The 17,266-nt window shown below is 50.9% G+C and carries 17 protein-coding genes; 11 read left to right on the top strand and 6 right to left on the bottom strand.

The window, feature by feature from the left end:
- Nucleotides 1–58: 58 nt before the first annotated feature.
- From KDW_RS23750 to KDW_RS34265, 4 genes are all read left to right on the top strand, one after another.
- Entirely contained in the window at nucleotides 59–421 is a 363-nt protein-coding gene (locus KDW_RS23750) for a TraR/DksA family transcriptional regulator (RefSeq protein WP_151758396.1), read from the top strand.
- A 194-nt stretch (nucleotides 422–615) separates the two neighbouring features.
- Nucleotides 616–1,080 carry an Hsp20/alpha crystallin family protein gene (locus KDW_RS23745; protein ID WP_151758395.1) on the top strand — a complete coding sequence of 155 codons (465 nt, stop codon included), beginning with the start codon at nucleotides 616–618 and terminating at the stop codon, nucleotides 1,078–1,080.
- Nucleotides 1,081–1,230: 150 nt separating this feature from the next.
- Nucleotides 1,231–2,190 (top strand): universal stress protein, encoded by a 960-nt coding sequence (locus KDW_RS23740; RefSeq protein ID WP_162005555.1) that lies wholly within the window; start codon nucleotides 1,231–1,233, stop codon nucleotides 2,188–2,190.
- Between the two features lie 165 nt (nucleotides 2,191–2,355).
- Nucleotides 2,356–2,574: a hypothetical protein gene (locus KDW_RS34265; RefSeq protein WP_233097864.1), complete on the top strand. Its 219-nt coding sequence runs from the start codon at nucleotides 2,356–2,358 to the stop codon at nucleotides 2,572–2,574.
- Between the two features lie 56 nt (nucleotides 2,575–2,630).
- Here the strand turns inward: KDW_RS34265 and KDW_RS23730 are convergent, their stop codons facing one another.
- Nucleotides 2,631–3,050: a cytidine deaminase gene (locus KDW_RS23730; RefSeq protein WP_151758392.1), complete on the bottom strand. Its 420-nt coding sequence runs from the start codon at nucleotides 3,048–3,050 to the stop codon at nucleotides 2,631–2,633.
- Nucleotides 3,051–3,256: 206 nt separating this feature from the next.
- Nucleotides 3,257–4,309, bottom strand: coding sequence for an NAD(P)-dependent alcohol dehydrogenase (locus tag KDW_RS23725; protein ID WP_151758391.1), 1,053 nt, complete (start codon nucleotides 4,307–4,309; stop codon nucleotides 3,257–3,259).
- Nucleotides 4,310–4,786: 477 nt separating this feature from the next.
- Here KDW_RS23725 and KDW_RS23720 point away from each other — a divergent pair, with 477 nt between their 5' ends.
- On the top strand, nucleotides 4,787–5,161 hold the full coding sequence (locus KDW_RS23720) for a hypothetical protein (protein ID WP_151758390.1): 375 nt from the start codon (nucleotides 4,787–4,789) through the stop codon (nucleotides 5,159–5,161).
- A gap of 48 nt (nucleotides 5,162–5,209) precedes the next feature.
- Complete coding sequence (locus KDW_RS23715) at nucleotides 5,210–5,656, top strand: pyridoxamine 5'-phosphate oxidase family protein (protein ID WP_151758389.1); 447 nt, start codon at nucleotides 5,210–5,212, stop codon at nucleotides 5,654–5,656.
- Nucleotides 5,657–5,744: 88 nt separating this feature from the next.
- Here KDW_RS23715 and KDW_RS23710 read toward each other — a convergent pair whose 3' ends face one another.
- Both KDW_RS23710 and KDW_RS23705 read right to left on the bottom strand, forming a co-directional pair.
- Nucleotides 5,745–6,398: a DoxX family membrane protein gene (locus KDW_RS23710; RefSeq protein ID WP_151758388.1), complete on the bottom strand. Its 654-nt coding sequence runs from the start codon at nucleotides 6,396–6,398 to the stop codon at nucleotides 5,745–5,747.
- Nucleotides 6,399–6,646: 248 nt separating this feature from the next.
- A complete protein-coding gene (locus KDW_RS23705; RefSeq protein WP_151758387.1) occupies nucleotides 6,647–7,738 on the bottom strand; it encodes a universal stress protein in 1,092 nt (363 codons plus the stop codon).
- Nucleotides 7,739–8,105: 367 nt separating this feature from the next.
- On the opposite strand from KDW_RS23705, the gene KDW_RS23700 reads away from it, so the two are divergent.
- A complete protein-coding gene (locus tag KDW_RS23700; protein ID WP_151758386.1) occupies nucleotides 8,106–10,349 on the top strand; it encodes an ATP-binding protein in 2,244 nt (747 codons plus the stop codon).
- Nucleotides 10,350–10,567: 218 nt separating this feature from the next.
- Nucleotides 10,568–11,512 carry a universal stress protein gene (locus KDW_RS23695; protein WP_151758385.1) on the top strand — a complete coding sequence of 315 codons (945 nt, stop codon included), beginning with the start codon at nucleotides 10,568–10,570 and terminating at the stop codon, nucleotides 11,510–11,512.
- 78 nt (nucleotides 11,513–11,590) lie between these two features.
- Here the strand turns inward: KDW_RS23695 and KDW_RS23690 are convergent, their stop codons facing one another.
- Nucleotides 11,591–12,649 carry a universal stress protein gene (locus tag KDW_RS23690; protein ID WP_162005554.1) on the bottom strand — a complete coding sequence of 353 codons (1,059 nt, stop codon included), beginning with the start codon at nucleotides 12,647–12,649 and terminating at the stop codon, nucleotides 11,591–11,593.
- Nucleotides 12,650–12,921: 272 nt separating this feature from the next.
- On the opposite strand from KDW_RS23690, the gene KDW_RS23685 reads away from it, so the two are divergent.
- The 3 genes from KDW_RS23685 to KDW_RS23675 all read left to right on the top strand — a co-directional run bounded on the left by KDW_RS23685 (nucleotide 12,922) and on the right by KDW_RS23675 (nucleotide 16,230).
- Nucleotides 12,922–14,307, top strand: a complete 1,386-nt coding sequence (locus tag KDW_RS23685; RefSeq protein ID WP_151758383.1) for a cytochrome ubiquinol oxidase subunit I — start codon at nucleotides 12,922–12,924, stop codon at nucleotides 14,305–14,307.
- Between the two features lie 31 nt (nucleotides 14,308–14,338).
- Nucleotides 14,339–15,349 carry a cytochrome d ubiquinol oxidase subunit II gene (gene cydB / locus KDW_RS23680; protein WP_151758382.1) on the top strand — a complete coding sequence of 337 codons (1,011 nt, stop codon included), beginning with the start codon at nucleotides 14,339–14,341 and terminating at the stop codon, nucleotides 15,347–15,349.
- A 164-nt stretch (nucleotides 15,350–15,513) separates the two neighbouring features.
- Nucleotides 15,514–16,230 (top strand): TPR end-of-group domain-containing protein, encoded by a 717-nt coding sequence (locus KDW_RS23675; RefSeq protein ID WP_151758381.1) that lies wholly within the window; start codon nucleotides 15,514–15,516, stop codon nucleotides 16,228–16,230.
- A 10-nt stretch (nucleotides 16,231–16,240) separates the two neighbouring features.
- Here the strand turns inward: KDW_RS23675 and KDW_RS23670 are convergent, their stop codons facing one another.
- Entirely contained in the window at nucleotides 16,241–17,221 is a 981-nt protein-coding gene (locus KDW_RS23670; protein ID WP_151758380.1) for an Acg family FMN-binding oxidoreductase, read from the bottom strand.
- Nucleotides 17,222–17,266 lie beyond the last annotated feature (45 nt).

The raw sequence follows: 17,266 nt of genomic DNA, 5'->3' as shown, positions 1-17,266 counted from the left end.
CGCCCACCTTGATTCAGACCATGTCCACTCACAGAGCAGTGAAAGAGGAGGATAAAGTATGCTGCAGATCGATATGCCTGCCAGACGTGCATTGCTGGAACACAAACTGGCGGAGTTGCAACAACGTATCGAGGAACTGCGTGTCCAGGAAAACATAGAAGTGGCGGAAGAGGATCTTGAAGAGTCGGCAGTTCGCGCTTCAGATACAGAACTTGAAGAGGCTATGCTCAGTGGAGAACTGAAATTACTCCATGATATCAAAAGCGCGCTCAAGCGTATCGACGAAGGGAGATACGGCTATTGTCTGGTCTGCGGACAACCGATTCCTGCCAGACGCCTGGAAGCGTTGCCATGGGCTGGATTGTGCGTGAAAGACCAGCAAGAGAGCGAAAGGTCGCAGCATCACAAGGTTGCTCTGTAGCCAGCGCCGCCTGACAACAGTCTGACAAACCAGAGCGAAACATTAACAGAACGTGTTTTATCTTGTGACTTGTCTGTGATTCTACTGTACTTCCTGTGACACGATTGAAATATCCAGGTTCTATACCTGATATAGGTAAAGGAAGCAAACACAGTTTACTTTGCGTCCATCTCAAATAGAAAAGGAGCCATAGTATGTCAATAACACCACGTGATCCATTTGATGCATTAATGCCGCTCCGCGAAGCGATGAGCCGTTTGTTTGAAGAAAGCTTCGTTACTCCGCGCTTTGAAATGCTGACCACCCACTCATTTCCTCTCGATGTTTACGAGTCAAAGGATAAAAAACAATACGTGATTGAGGCCTCCATCGCTGGCTTCAAGCCGAATGAAATTCATGTCACGGCCGAGGAGAATGTGGTTCGCATTCATGCAAGCAGGAAGGAAGAAAAAGAAGAGAAAGAAAGAGATACCTATATCAGACACGAGCGTTACACGAATGAAGTGGATCGAACAGTTAGCCTGCCCACTCGCATCAATGCCGATAAAATCCAGGCGTCCTACGAAAGTGGGGTACTGACACTACAGGTTCCCAAAGTGGAAGAAGTCAAAGCCAAACAGATACCGATCAAGGTCAAAGAGACTACTATCCCCCAGTGATGCATGCGCTTGTTGCTCATGAGAACGATATTCAGACAACAGAGAAGATATAGTATGCTTCTCTGTTGTCTGCATCAGAATTGTGACCGTTAGCGCTAACCAATACTGATAGCAGGGAAGCAATACACTGATGTGAAAGCGAGCATGGCTATGTTTAAGCGTATTCTGGTTCCTCTGGATGGGTCTCCTCGTGCCGAACAAGTCCTACCCGTTGCTGCGCATATTGCACGAACATATAATAGTGCCATCGTGCTCACGAGAATTGTCGATATCTTTGAGGCAGTTGGTGCCTCTTCAATTCAAGCAGCAGCCCTGGAAAACGAAATCAGGGAAATTCAGGAGAAAGAAGCACAGGAATATCTACAACGGATACAGCGTGCCGGAATGCTGGAACAACTGGAAATATCCACGGAAATCCATTCGGGCGATGTCGCAACGATGCTCCTGGAAATGATCAGTAGGCAGTCTATTGATCTGGTTGTGATGAGCAGCCATGGGTATACCGGCTATAAGCTCTGGACACTGGGTAGTGTCGCCACAAAAATGGTGCACCATTGTCCAGCCCCTGTCTTCATCCAGCACGAAGACAATCCTTTCGCCTTTGGTACTGCAAGCAACAAACTCAGGCTCTGTGTCGCCCTCGATGGCTCAACACTGGCCGAAACCAGCATTGCACCAGCGTTGTATCTCGCCGCCGCCTGCGCGGGACCACAGCAGAGCGAAGTCCACCTGTTACGGGTGGTTAAAACACTCGATGAGGATCGTGTCGAAGCATTCCTGAAGACCCACAAACTCAATCTGCAGAATTTTCTCTATGATGAAGCCATCAACTATCTTAAGGAGACCAGTGAACGCCTGAATAAAGAGCTTGCCGCCAAACTGGGTGTACGTGTCACCTGGTCGGTCCGACAGGGAAGAGACATCGCTCAAACAATCATCCACGAAGTCGAAAGCAATGCAGCCACACATCATACCTCACCACCCTATGCCCTGCTCGCCCTCACCACCCATGGCCGCAGCGGCATCGCCCTCTGGGCCGTAGGCAGCATCGCCGAACGCATCTTCCATAATACCAAACAACCCCTACTGGTCATCCACCACCCCAACTAAAGCGAGGCCGTACCGGCAGCACTGGTCGCCAATATGTTTCGTTGAAGCGCTTTTGTGGCCATAAAAATAGGTGGAGAAAAGCAGCGGATCGTACGTGAAGAGGGCGCCACACGCGGAGGCCGGCATGCGGCGTGATGGTGGAGCGAGGGGCTCAACGAGCAGCGCATGCCTGTGGCGCCTACACCGAGACGGATCCTGGTTCGTGATCCTCTCCGAGAAGGTACGGGGAGGATCCACACGATCCCTGGAGGCGCCACAGCACTGCGAAGTCGTGCTTGCACGCTGGCCTGCGCAAACGCAGCAGGGCGGCCTCCGCGTGTGGCGCCCTCTCCACGTACACCTTGCTTGCTGGTCACGTCGAACCATCTCTCAACGTCTCGCTAACCGAAACGTATTAGCGCTTGTCGCTGCGATCTCTTCGCGTATGAGTATGCAATCCCTTACCTGGGTTCGTCCGCAAAAACCTTACACCAATAATAAGGTTGGACTTCACTGAGTTTCTTTGCTATCCACTTACTGGCGTCCAATGGATCAGCAACGGCAACCTCAACATCAGGACCCCACATAAAAAGGCGTTCCTGGCAGATGCCACATGGAGCCAGAATCAAAATGGCCTCAGAATTTGCAGCTCTATACACACAGACCGAAGCAATTACTTTTTGTTCCAGCTTATATGCCTCACAAATAGCGCCTGTCTCATGGCAGAGCGCCGCCGCCCCATTAGGAATATCCGGAGAGACACTGGTCAATATATTTCCATCTGCAGTATAGAGCGCCGCCGCCCCGGAATCTTCATTTTTAGGGAAACGTTTGTTCATTAAAGCAATGGCAGCATCCACCAACCTTTGGTCCAGGTGCATATTTGTCCTCCTGAAAAATAGTTACTCATAATCCGGGAAAGGATGTTCCCAGATATAAATAGATTTGTGTTATGCACTGTACCAGATCAGCTAATTTCGTGCAATAAAGCTATTTGCGAAAATTCTAGCGAAATAGCAAGTGTAATCAGAAAAAAGAGGAGGAGGGAAAAATCCATTTCCCTCCTCCTCTCGTGCATGCGCTGGCTTTAGCTGAAGTCGATGAGTGGTTTAATCACGCCTTCGCGTTTTTTATCCATGATCTCAAAGGCTTTGTCTAATTCGCTGAATGCGAAGGTATGTGTCGTCATCAAAGTCGGATCAACACGATGCATTTCTAGCAGGCGCAGTAGCCGCTCCATACGCAGGCGTCCACCAGGACACAGGCCGGTGGTAATGGTTTTTTCGGCCATACCAACACCCCAGGCAACGCGTGGAATATGTACGGTTTCGCCGTCACCATGATAGCCAATATTCGAGATGAAGCCGCCCGGTTTCGTTACCGCCAGACAATTCTGGAAGGTGGCATCAGATCCAAGCGCTTCAATCGCGGTATCAACGCCCAGTCCATTGGTTAAGGCCAGGATCGCTTGCACCGCGTCCTCTTTGGTAAAATCGACGATGACATCTGCTCCATACTTCAAGGCTAATTCCTGACGTGCGGGCACCGACTCGACCGCAATGATCAGGCCAGCACCTGACAGGCGCGCGCCAACGGTTGCCATCAATCCTACAGGGCCCTGCGCAAAGATAGCAACGGTGCCACCCATAGGAATATGGCCGTTCTCCGCGCCCATAAAACCAGTCGAGAGCATGTCAGCGCAATAGACTGCCATCTCATCGGGAACGCTGTCCGGAATATGTGCCATGTTGGCATCGGCATCGTTGACATGGAAGTACTCTGCAAAGACGCCATCTTTCGTATTAGAAAACTTCCAACCACCGAGAGGAGCACCGGACTGGGAGGAATGACCTGCCTGTGAGGCTACATCAAACCAATCTGGTGTAATCGCACCAACCAGCACACGGTCTCCCGGCCGAAACAGCTTGACATTACTACCAACTTCATGGACAATGCCAACCGCCTCATGGCCAAGTGTTAAATCTTCTCTTGGTCCAATCGCCCCATGGACGGTATGCGAGTCCGACGTACAGATCAAAGCCTTCGTGGTCCTGATCACAGCATCATCAACGCCTGCTTGTGGAATAGGCTTGTCAGTAAAACCAACTCGTCCCATTCCTTTCATAACAAAGGCTTTCATATTCTTCTCTCTTTCCTGTCATCTAACACAAATAAAATTTCAACAATCTTGAAAGAAATAGAGAACCACGATCAATGCAAATTCAGCTTTTTCATCCTATCTCCCTGATGAGAGATTATCTCTTCATCTATAAAAGAGCATACATGACCGTATTCTCATTCATATCACAGTAGAGAACATAAGCTCACAGGCATATCACAGCTATAAATGCAGGAACATAAGCAGACATCTCCACTCTGAGTACAATATACATGTCATGCCATGCTGTTCAATCATGTGAGCGAAGCCTGGCGGCCAATAGCTGATCCTGAAATTGTGATCACATTGAGAGGGTCTGGTTATATATGAGATCGTTCTGAGATATGCGCCGCCTATGGTAAGCATGAAAGTTATGATTGAGTTCATGGGTATAAAAAACCTGGACATCGTTCAAACTTGAAACGAGCACTATGCCCACGGACAAAAGGAGGGGGTACCATGTATCTTCATGATAATTTACAGATCTGCCTGTACGCCCTGGCAAGCAGGTATCCTAAACATACTATCGACATCAGCCGAAACGTCATCGAGTCAAAAGGAGCACCTCTGGCAGGTTGGAAGGCACCCGAAGTAATTAAAATCCTGACCATGGCCGCCCCGGTCCTCTTGCAAACCTATGCAGAGTTGATCATCGATTATGGAGAAGCTACTATTTACTTGCCTTCGATCTCTTCAACAACACCATTCTGCACGATTCACTGTCGAGGCAAGATTCCGCCTCACCTCGCGAACAGCAGAAACTGGCTCAAGAAACAACTCTTCCAGCCTGAAGCACACCTGACCTTCACTGGGAGCACATCACTCTCCTGCTAAATTCGGGGCGAAGCGTGTGATTACAATTATCTGAAAGGATTGTACGCTATGTATGGTGAACTTACCCGTGATCAGATCGATGAAGTGCTGGAAGAAGGTAGCATCGGTCGTATCGGCTGCCAGATGCAGGGAAAGATCCATATCGTTCCCATTAACTATGTCTATGATGGAACGGATATCTATGCCAATACACTTGACGGTGCCAAATTGCGCATGATGCGCTCACATCCTGAAGTATGTTTTCAGGTTGATCAGATAGAGAATCACGCAAACTGGCGTAGCGTGCTGGTATGGGGAAGATTTCAGGAGCTGACGGGCGATGAGGCGTCCAGGGCTGTGGATCTACTTACCCACAAACATATCGTCATGATCGCCAGTGGACAGTCACTGCATGCGATGTGGGAAGAAGATAGTGTCGAATTACCTCCTGACATTATTGTCTATCGCCTCCACCTGACCGAAAAAACTGGTCGCTTCGAACGCTCCGATCTGTAGGTACACAGTGCACACAAATTCTAACCATAAAAAAATCCCGGATGGTTGAGCCATCCGGGATTTTCTCTGTGAGCGACATTGCTCATATTCAGGCAATTTGAGAGGCCGTCGGAGGAGTTTTCTCCTTGTAACGTTTCTCAAGCGAGCCGGTCCATGGTGTTCCTAACAATGGGAGCAGGTAACGGTCGCCACCGTAGTAACCTGCGACCCGCCAGGCCAGGATCAAGAAGAGCGCGAGCGTTCCGATAACTGGATTGATGCTGACGGCACCGGCCAGTAAGAAGCTCAGGTTCATAAAGACACCAAAGAAGGCGGCAATACCAGTTAAGATGCCGAGAATAAGCCCAAGCCCGACACACAGTTCGCCAAAGGTGATGACGTAGGAAAAGACGGCTGCATTAGGGAGTACGAAGTCGTGTAAGAAGGTTGCGTACCAGCCCTGCACGGCAGGATGGGCACCTGTAGCCTGTGCGAGCGCGCCCGTCACAAAGCCTTTCATCGCCACGCCATCATGACCAGCGAAGACCCAGGGACCACCTTTCGCAACTTCTCCAAAGGATCCAATAGCGATTGAGTGACCGGTCAATTTCTCCCAGCCAGCAGTAAACCATTCATATCCTACATATAAGCGAATAATGATCCAGAGCCATGCGATGCGCGTATCCGCAAAGAGGAAGCGGGCAATCGGGGGCTCCTCAATTTGAGTCGCCGCACGTGGGTGGAGTGTTGGAAAATTACGCATGTTAGAGGACTCCTTCCTGTCTATGCATCCGCTTTTCTCCTTCTTTTTGGAGAGGAAAACGAATTGCTCATTGAACTATTTCTATGCGAGACACTTATGTATGAGTGCGTGCCTTTGTTTATCTGTATATAGAATAAGGGCTGAGACTCACAAATTTTTCTCTAATTGTGTAATCCACATCACAAACCCGTCACGGCCACTTATAAATGAAGTTTATGTCCGGCAAACAAATGGAGTACTGGCATAAGCTACTCTCCCTGACCGGACTTCCCAGGCTCATCCATCGTAATCACAATATAGGGATAAGCTTGTGTTGATGAATAAGGATGGGGGATGACCAGCAATGGGAGAGAGGTTTTTCCCAACAATTGTTCCGCGATACTACCAGCAACCCACCGAGGCAAGCCCGTGCGACTGTGGGTCGCGAGCGCAATGGTATCATAGCCGTCGCTGACACGCTGATCATGTACAGTCTCTCCTTCTTCCGCCACACGGATAATCGTGTAGGTAGGCTCGGTATTGAGTGCAACGGAAGCTGTAACATTCACATGTAAGTTTCTAAAACTCCCATGCCGAAAGGCATGTTGCAGCTGCTTGAGATAGGTCCGTGCCTGTTCAACGGCATCATCGTTCAACTTCTTAACGATAGCGGTCGCCTGATCATCAACAAAATAGGCTGGTTGGATGACACGTAACAGATGTAGCTTTCCTGTTTCAGGAAGAGAGAGGGCCGAACTCAGCCACGCGGCAACCGGAAGAGCGGTTTCAGCCATGGGCGTGCCATCCAACGGAACAAGCAGGCTAAATGGATGCGCCGGGGATTCAGCAATGAAATGCGACGATGAGCTATGTTCCCGCAGTACCAGGATCGGAATAGGACACTGCCTGAATAGTTGCTGTGCGACACTCCCATGAATCCAGCGCGTCAGGCCTGTATAGCCATGGCTACACATCACGACCAGGTCTACCTGATGAGCCTGCATATATTGGATAAAGGCCGAGATAGACCTCTCTGTAATCACCTCGGTCTGAATGCCAGGACCAGCCAGATCAACAGTAGCAGCAATGCAACGAAGATACGTCTGAGCTTGCTCAATGTCCTTCTGGCACGGCTCTGCTTCAACATGGACAATGTTGAGTGGATAGCGCTGAGAACGACGCGTTGGTGGTACAATGCGCAGCAGCGTGATCCTGGCACCAGCAGCCCGCGCCAACCGGGCGGCCAGCGCCAGCGCTTCTTCCGCACATGCCGTTCCATTCAGGGGAACAAGGATATGCTTTACAGTATAAGGTATGCTTATTGGTAATTCCTGCTCTAAAGAAGAATCCTGAATATGCATCTCAACACTCCTGATATATATGCGATAAGAACCACACTATAAACTGAGCTATTCGCGTCGACATCTCTCTTATAAAAGAAAGTAAGCGTGTGCAATCACATTACTATCAAGAAATGTGAGATAATCATCACAGGAGCATCACATGGGGAGAGATTAAAAATCTCTTGCGTAGGAAAAATCCTTGCCCTCTAACTATTTCTCATTTATGATAGGGGAGCTAAGATCTGCCAATAGTTGTGCTGAAATTACGTTGAACCTTATGATGAGATCATAGCAGGGACGCCCTGGCTTGTACCTGGCGAGAAATAAAATAACGTTTTATGTTCTTGAGGCGTGCGTGCTCGCTAGTGAGAGAAAGATCTGCGCTATGAAGCCATTGAATATTCGCCAACCATTATCTGAGTCTGAGCGCTTTGCAGCCTTAAGCCGTATTGGCGCGGCTTTAATGAGCGAGAGGGATGAGGAGAAGTTACTTCGGCACATCGCACAGACTTCGGTAGATCTGATTGGCGCTGAGTTTGCTGCCTTTACGCTACGTCCAATCAATGACCATGGCGAGCTACTCGTACCCGCGGAAGGACATCTTTTCCATCTGGCTGCGGTGATTGGCGTCACTAAAGAACAGGAAGAATTATTTCGCCAGATTCCCCTGGGTGGCGAAGGATTACTGGCTCCTATTTTTCGCCATGGAGTATCGGTACTGGTCCCCGATGTCCTGAAGGCGCCTAAAGCAGATAGAGCTCATAGCAGCAATGCCGTCTCCGATGCACGCACTGCCGCCGCCGCTTTCGCGCACGGACAACTCTCTCCCGAACAGTTGCACTCAATTGGCTTACCACATGGACATCCAACTTTGCGCAGTTTTTTGGGCGCTCCTCTCTTAGATAGCGAACGCCAGGTGCGCGGTGGACTCCTGTTAGGACACTCCCAGCCAGATCAATTCCAGAAGGCCCATGAAGAGATTCTCATGAGCCTGGCTGCCCAGGCCGCCGTGGCGCTTGAGAACGCTCGCCTTTACAATGTAATGCATGCCCGGGCACAGGAACTCAATGCTATTTTTGAAAGTATCGCCGATGGCGTGACGCTGGTGGATGCCCAGGGGCAGATCGTGCGTGAGAATCATTGGGCCCAGGAATTGAGAAAGCAGCTTGAGCAATATCCTCAGGGCAAACAGGCGTTGGAAGCACTCCTGCATGGCCCCGCCCGTAGCGCGTGTCAGGGCATCAGCGAGCATGATGTGTCGGTAAAAATCACCGATGAAAATCAAGAGGTGCGTGAATTTATTGTCAATGCCTCGCCGTTACGTCAACCGCCCGTTCAAAGCCAGACCCGAAAAATGGAGCGTTTAGGCGGATATCATAGTCTACCAGTCACCACTGGATCCGTTGTGATCTGGCATGATGTGACTGAAATTCGGCGACTGCAACGGGAGCGCCAGCTCTATACCGAGGCGGAAGCACGCCGTTCCCTGTTGCAACACATCCTCGACGAATTACCCAGCAGCGTGTATTTAGTCCATGGAAAAGATGCTCGTCTTGTGCTGGCCAATCAAGCTGCCAGTAAAGTCTGGGGCGTTGCCTGGCCACACGAGAAGCCCATGCTAGAATTCTTGCACGATAATCATATCCAGCTATTCCAGGTGGATGGCCGACCTCTTCCTCAAGATCAACTGGCAACCCTACGCGCGGTCCAGCTGGGTGAAACGGTCTATCAGCGGCAGGAGATCATTCGTCATGCCGATGGTTCAAATCTTCCGGTGCTGGTAAATGCGATTGCCCTCGATTCGCGCTCTTTTCCGCTCAATGTACCGTCCGTTCCACGCGGAGAATATGAGCCAATGGCGATCGTGGTACACCAGGATGTCTCGGCCTTAAAGGAAGCAGAGGCCTTGAAGGATGAGTTTATTGGTATCGCGGCCCACGAACTACGCAATCCATTAGCCGTGCTACAGGGCTATGTACAGCTCCTACAGTCTCAGTTGAGACATACAGGCGTAACACTTACACCCCTGCAGGAGGAGTCATTTCAAGGCATTGAGCAAGGTACGCACCGCCTGACCGCGTTGACCGATGATCTACTGGACGTGACCCGTTTACAGGGAGGACGCCTTGAGCTACGGCAGGAGATTACAGATATCATCCCGCTGGTCAAACGACTGGTCAAACGTTTCCAGTTGACCTCTCAACAGCATCAATTACACGTCACTGCTCAGGCAGAATTTCTGCTTGTGTCCATAGACACCCAGCGCATTGAACAGGTCCTCAGCAATCTCCTGAATAATGCCATCAAATATAGTCCTCAAGGCGGATTGATAGAGATTCGCATTGAGGAAAATCAGGCCAAAAACAGGGTCGTCGTGTGTGTGCAGGATAGTGGTATTGGCATTCCCGCACAGCAACAGGCCCGGATCTTTGGGCGCTTTGTGCGGGCCGATAATGCACAGGCCCATGGTATCGATGGAACGGGACTGGGCTTATACCTGAGCCGTGAACTCATTGAACGCCAGGGCGGACACATCTGGTTTCAGTCAATTGAGGGACAGGGATCAACGTTCTTCGTCTCACTCCCCCTGGTAGATATTCCTCAGGATCAGGGCATGGATACCCCATGAATATACCTGCTGTGATTTTATTGTGATTGCCACCCCTCGTTTTGTGATCTCTTCCGTCTCTTCTCCATTCTATCGTTAGCATATATACCATTATGCTATGACGAAGCACGGGTGAACACCGCTCAAACACGGCTAGAGGCGCTCACACGATAGAATGGCATATTCATCATCCCACCTGCAATTGGGAGAGCATACCTGAAATCATAAGGAGAGAGACGATGTTTGAACGTATTTTCGTTCCCCTCGATGGTTCAGCACGAGCTGAACGTGCGCTGGATGTCGCTGCACATATTGCCCGGGCCTCCCATGGGAAAATTATTCTTGTCTGTATTATTAATCATTTCATTCTGGGAGCGCTGGCCTCTCCTGTCCTGGCTAATCTGCAGTCAGCGGAGGACACATGGTCGATTGATGATGCTGAAACCTATCTCCAGTCCCTGGTGGATGCGCCTGAATTGAGTGGATTATGGACAGAAAAGGCCGTGATGTCAGGACCAATCGCCGCGACGCTGGTGAATGCGGCCGCCACCTACAGCGCTAATTTAATTGTAATGTGCAGCCATGGACACTCAGGGGTTGTCAGCAGACCATTAGGGAGTGTAGCGGAGAAAGTAGTGTGCCGCACCACTATTCCCGTATTGCTCTTACGTGAACATGGCACCTTACCAATAGAGCCATATTTGGATGCAGGAAAACCGCTACGCATACTTGTCGCCCTGAATAACTCATCTTCTTCTCACGCTATCCTCAAACCAACGGCAGAATTAGCCGTATCACTGGTAGGACCTGCTTCGGGCATCTTACATTTAATACGCGTAACGGCACCCACGGAACTTACACCACAAACACCCGGTCAACAGGGCGAGCCAGACCGTGAACCCACCCTATCAATGGCCATCACAGATCTCCCCGAAGATCCACTGGCCGACTATAAGATAGCAGCACGTTGGGATGCGCTAGAGAGCAGGGATGTCGCAGAGGCACTGGTACAGATCAAGGAAACAGAAGCAGGAAATGGCACCAAAGACAGTAATGCCTGTAAAGTTATTGCCATCGCAACCCACGAATTAGCCGGGTATCAACAATTCCCCAGAGGCAGTGTAGCCGCCCGCGTCATGGCAGAAACAACCCTACCCATCTTCTTTGCCCACACCCCCGCGTAACGCCCCCAAGGAAGTACCGGCAGCGCCTTTCAAAGGCGCTGCCGGTACTTCCTTGGGGGCTGCCCCAGACATCATTGATTAGAAGAAGGTGAAAGGACTGTAGGGTTCAGCCTCATGATCCTTTTCCGACGTTGTCACATGCGTGTGCGGCTCTGTCTTTTTGCTCTGATGCTCTATCTTCTTGTCTGGTACCCTGACCACAAGTAGAGGTAACATTGAATGCCCCAGAATATTTTCTGTGACACTTCCCAGTAACAGGCGCGGCACGCCATGGCGTCCGTGGGTCGTGATTGCCAGTGCGCTGATTGGAGGTGTCGTTAAGACATGTCCAAGCATAGCTGCATCACGAACGGTACCAGAGATGTCGCTATCGTAGCGCACAGAATAGCTGATCTGCAACGGCAGGTCCGGCAGCGTGGTCAGTCGCATCTTTTCGGCCACATCGCGCAGATATTTCTTCGCGCACTGCAACGCATGCCGATTAGACTGGATGGTATCCTCAACTTCGTCACTCTCAGTTGGAAGCACTGGAGACACGACACGTAGCAGATACAGACTGCCTGGCTGTGGCTCGGATAAGAGAACGCTCAGCATGGCGGCTGGCTTGAGAGCAGCTTCCGCGCGTTCAGAGCCATCCAGGGCTACGAGAATGCGGAATGGTGAGGTCTGTTCCTGCAGACATTCTTGATCGCTCTGCTGCAAGACCAGGACCGGTACCGGGCTCTCGCGCATGACTTGCTGAGTGACGCTGCCCATCACGATACGCCGGAAACCTGTACGGCCATGGCTGCACATCACTATCAGATCCGCATGCTCAAGACGAGCGTTCTCAACGATGGTTGCAGCCGCTTGTCCGATGAAGATCGAAGGATGCAGCGCAATGCCGTTAAGCACAGGATCCTTCTGAATACGCATGAGGTAGTCTCTGGCCTGCTGCTCACTCACTCCCAACATATCCCCGCTCAAAAGGCCGGAAGGCACAGCATAGGTCGCATATTCATGAATAGTTTCGAGAATGTATAAAAGGGTGATCCTCGCTCCCGAGTTACGGGCGATGCGTGCCGCCATGGGCAATGCGTGCTCCGCGCATGCTGAGCCATCAAGCGGGACAATAATATGCTGGAATTGGCTGGACATGAGAACCTCCTTATTCATGGTATCGCAGGTGTTTTTTTATTCTGGACACAATATAGGCTCTACATATCCCAACACTTTCTCTAAAAGAGTGTTCCATATCACAAACCCATCACACCATCACTGCAACAAAACCAACTATAGAGGCCTGTAGCGCGGCTAAATATTGCTGTGATTTGTTTGTGATGTACAGCTTGTATCCAGTGACTTCATTGTAAAGCTTCGGCACTAGGATTAGACAAGCACGCCTGACACATTTCATTGATGGAGGATCTATGGATACACTTCTGCTTGCTCGCTGGCAATTTGCCATTACGACGGTCTATCATTTCTTTTTTGTCCCGCTGACACTGGGACTTGTGCTCCTGGTAGCAATTATGGAGACAATTTATGTTCGTTCTCACAACGATGTTTATAAGCGGATGGCCCAGTTCTGGGGACGTCTCTTTTTAATTAATTTTGCGATGGGGGTGGCGACTGGCATTGTACAGGAATTTCAGTTTGGCATGAACTGGGCCTCGTATTCTCGCTTTGTGGGGGATATCTTTGGTGCACCTCTCGCGATTGAAGCCTTGCTGGCTTTCTTCCTCGAATCTACTTTCCTGGGTATCTGGATGTTTGGATGGGATAAATTACCGAAGAAACTCCATCTGGCCACGATCTGGCTGGTCGTCTTCGGTTCCTACCTCTCAGCTTTCTGGATTTTGATCGCGAACTCGTTCATGCAGGAACCAGTTGGCTTTGTGCTCCGCAATGGCCGTGCTGAGATGGTTAATTTCCTGGCGCTAATCACCAATCCTAATCTGTGGGTACAGTTTCCCCATGTCATCACCGCAGGCATCGCCACTGGCTCCTTCTTTGTCCTCGGCATCAGTGCCTATAACCTGCTCAGGAAAGGGAAGGATAGTGAGCTTTTCCGCAAATCTGCGGCGATTGGTGCGGCGGCGGCCGTGATCTCCAGCTTGCTGGTCGCGATTGTGGGCCATACACAGGCACAGCATATGATCCGCACCCAACCCATGAAGATGGCGGCGGCCGAAGCGCTCTGGAACTCGGAAGATCCAGCGGCATTTTCCTTGTTCACCATCGGGAATGAGAATAGCCGCAAAGATGTCTTTGCCATCAAAGTACCAGACCTCTTGAGCGTGCTGGCCTTTAATCAGCCAGATGGAAAGATTCCTGGCATTAATGATCTACAGGCCCAGTATGTGAAACAATACGGCCCTGGCAACTATGTTCCTCCGGTGGCGATCACCTATTGGAGTTTTCGCATCATGGTTGGGACAGGCATGGCCATGATTGCGGCTTCCCTGCTGGCACTCTTCTTCTTGATGCGTGGACAGTTGGAGAAAGCTCGCTGGCTGCTCTGGCTCTTACCCTTTACCATTGCCCTGCCGTACCTGGGAAACTCAGCTGGTTGGATTATGACTGAAGTAGGTCGGCAGCCCTGGATCGTCTTTGGTCTGATGACTACTGCGCGGGGCGTCTCGCCTACCGTCAATGCCGGTAGTGTCTTAACCTCGCTGCTGGTCTTCGCTACCCTGTACGGAGTGCTGGCGGTGGCAGATGTTTATCTGCTCGCACGCTATTCACGCATTGAGGATAAGGATGCTGTTCAACCAACGGTACAACCAGATGGTGCTCTGATTGAAGCTTACTAAGCTGGAAACTCATCAAGAATAGGGGAATATAATGAATCTTAATACCTTCTGGTTTCTATTAATCACGGTCCTCTTTATTGGATTTTTCTTCCTGGAGGGCTTCGACTATGGCGTCGGCATGTTGCTACCCTTTCTCGGCAAAAATGATGCTGAACGTCGCCTGATTGCCCAGAGTATCGGACCATTCTGGGATGGCAATGAGGTCTGGCTGCTGACCGCTGGTGGCGCTCTCTTCGCGGCATTTCCTGACTGGTATGCCACCCTCTTCAGCGGGTTCTACCTGGCGCTGATGCTGATGCTGGTCGCCCTGATCGTGCGGGCCGTGGCCTTTGAGTTCCGGAACAAGGATGAGCGCGCCAGCTGGCGGGCGGGCTGGGATTGGATGATCTTTATTGGCAGCCTGCTACCAGGTTTCCTGTGGGGCGTGGCTATCTCCAATATTATCGAAGGCGTGCCCATTGATAGCCATATGAACTATGTTGGTGGTTTCTGGAACTTACTCAATCCTTATGCCCTGCTGGGTGGATTAACCTTTACCAGCCTGTTCTTGCTCCACGGAGCCATCTTCCTCAACTTGAGAACCGAGGGCGTAATGCGCGAGCGAGCTCTGACAGCGGCGAAACGCGTCTGGGCGCCTGCCGTAATCTGCGTCTTTCTCTTTGTTGGTCTGGGCTATTTTACCACGGATGTGTTTGCCCGGCTCGGAATTGATCCTGGCATCGCACCGCTGGGAGCAGGTGTAGCCCTACTGCTGGTCTTACGGCTATTACAACGCGGTCACAGCGGTTGGGCCTTCTGCATGACAGGGCTCACCATCGCACTCTCAACCCTGACCATCTTTCAAGGACTCTTCCCACGCGTCATGATCTCCAGCCTCAATCCAGCCTGGAACCTGACCATTTATAACGCGTCATCGAGTCCATACACACTCACCATCATGAGCTGGATCGCCATCTCCTTCGTACCAATTGTGCTCGCCTACCAGGCCTGGAACTACTGGATCTTCCGCCAGCGCCTGCAAAAACCAATCGAACACATCTAAGCCAAAAGCCAGTCCCCCACGCACACTTCTCACATGTGAGAAGTGTGCGTGCCCGTAGCGGCAGCTGCTACGGGAGAAAAAATAATGGGGCCAAATTTGACCGCTTATTGTGAGATACTCTCAAGTATAAGATTTGTATTGACGCACTATGAAAGGGTATTTCAATGACCGCACAGCCTTTTAAGACCATCTTACGCGACCTCTTGCAGCAGGGCCATCGTGATGAGGAAGCTTTTTTACAGGGATTGAGTGAGGCCGAACGTACTGCCATTGGGGAGCCGGAACACTGGTCGGCCAAAGATCATGTGGCTCATATGACTTTCTGGCATCAACATCTCGTGCTGAAGTTGACTGCCGCCCTGCAGCATCAGGGGTTATCGCCAGACGACGAGAGCGTTGAACAGTCCAATTCGCTTGTTTTTGAGGAACATCAGCAGCGTCCCTGGTCAGAGATTCGCGCTGAATCTGAGCGCGTCTACGCCGAACTCATCAGGTTGATGGAGCAATTCAGCGAGGAAGATCTGACAATCCCTGATCGCTTCGCCAGCATCTCCGGGGAAAAACCACTGTATGCAGCCTTCCTGGGAAATTGCTATGAGCATGATCAGGAGCATCTCGTGCAGTATTATAGCGACCGTCACGATCTCACCCGGGCAATTCAGATCCGTGAGAATTGCGCCAATAGGATCATACAAAATGAGGCGTGGCCAGCATGGGTAAAAGGGAGTTTCCTCTATAATCTGGCCTGCTTTTATGCGCAACTGAACCAGCTGGAGAAAGCTCACGCGCTCTTACAGGAAGCGCTGACATATAATCCTCGTCTCAAAGAGAAGGCCCTTAACGATCCTGAGCTGGTTGCGTTACGTGGTCAATTGGCTTAAACAAACTGCGCTAGAGATAGTCGCCGTGTGCTTTCTCCGGTTGGAATTCTAGTAACACATCGGAGAGGCTACGGCGGGGCGTTATGGGCGCGGGTGCACCATAACCCAGGCGGAGAATCAGTTGTGGATAGCCGGAACCATGAATGGCTGTATTCAGGTGTTGCCGTAACATTGGGACTTCGATAGGTTGATTCACAAAGGAGGCCTGCAAACCGGAGGCATAGGCATATAATAACAGGCGTTCCATGGTCTGGCCTACGGCGAACCAGTCACCTGGTGTATCACTGATCGTTCCCAACACGACCAGAACTGGAGCGCCCGCCGCCAACCGACGGTTTTTCCAGGCTTCCGCCCGCCACAGATCAAAGGTTCGCACGACGTATGCGCTGCTGGTGCCAGCGAAACTTCCTTTACTTCCAGCCTCAGCCGGTAGTCCATCTCTGAAATCAGCGTCACTGCTGCGTATCCAGTGCGCTAGCTCTTCACGAAATTCTGGACTGGCCCATTGTTGTCGATCGCCCTCGGTGATGAAATCTCCCAGGGCTGAACGCAATTCATCGGACTGAATAAAGCGTACCCAGCACCCCCCGACGGCCGCTCGCTGTGCAATCTGTTCCAATACATCAGCCGGCACTGGCCGCTCTTCAAACAAATGGCGATTGGTCACACGCCTGGTGATCGCGGAAAACAGGATATGATCCTGCTCACTACATTGAAAAGCTTCGGCCATCCGGATCTTTGCCACCAGTGGATTCGGCGGAGGATCCAGAAAAGATGGCACAAAGGTCTCTTCCCGATACCCAAAATGGCGCAATGCGATGCGTAGATTGAGGAAAGCGGCGCTACACGCAATCATCATCTCCCGCTGATCTCGATCGACTACCAGCAGTTGGCGGGACGTATCAGCATAGAGTTCCACAACCCGACCATGCACTTTGAAGAGCCACGGTTGTATATTGTATTCAGATGGCGCTAATAAGGCATAATTCAACAGGAAACGCCATTGCTCATGTGGGGAGCCCCATATGGAAAATCA

This window comes from Dictyobacter vulcani (assembly GCF_008974265.1).
Taxonomy (GTDB): domain Bacteria; phylum Chloroflexota; class Ktedonobacteria; order Ktedonobacterales; family Ktedonobacteraceae; genus Dictyobacter; species Dictyobacter vulcani.
Note: the sequence above shows the minus strand (reverse complement) of the source record. Positions and strands in the feature narration are given on the sequence as shown.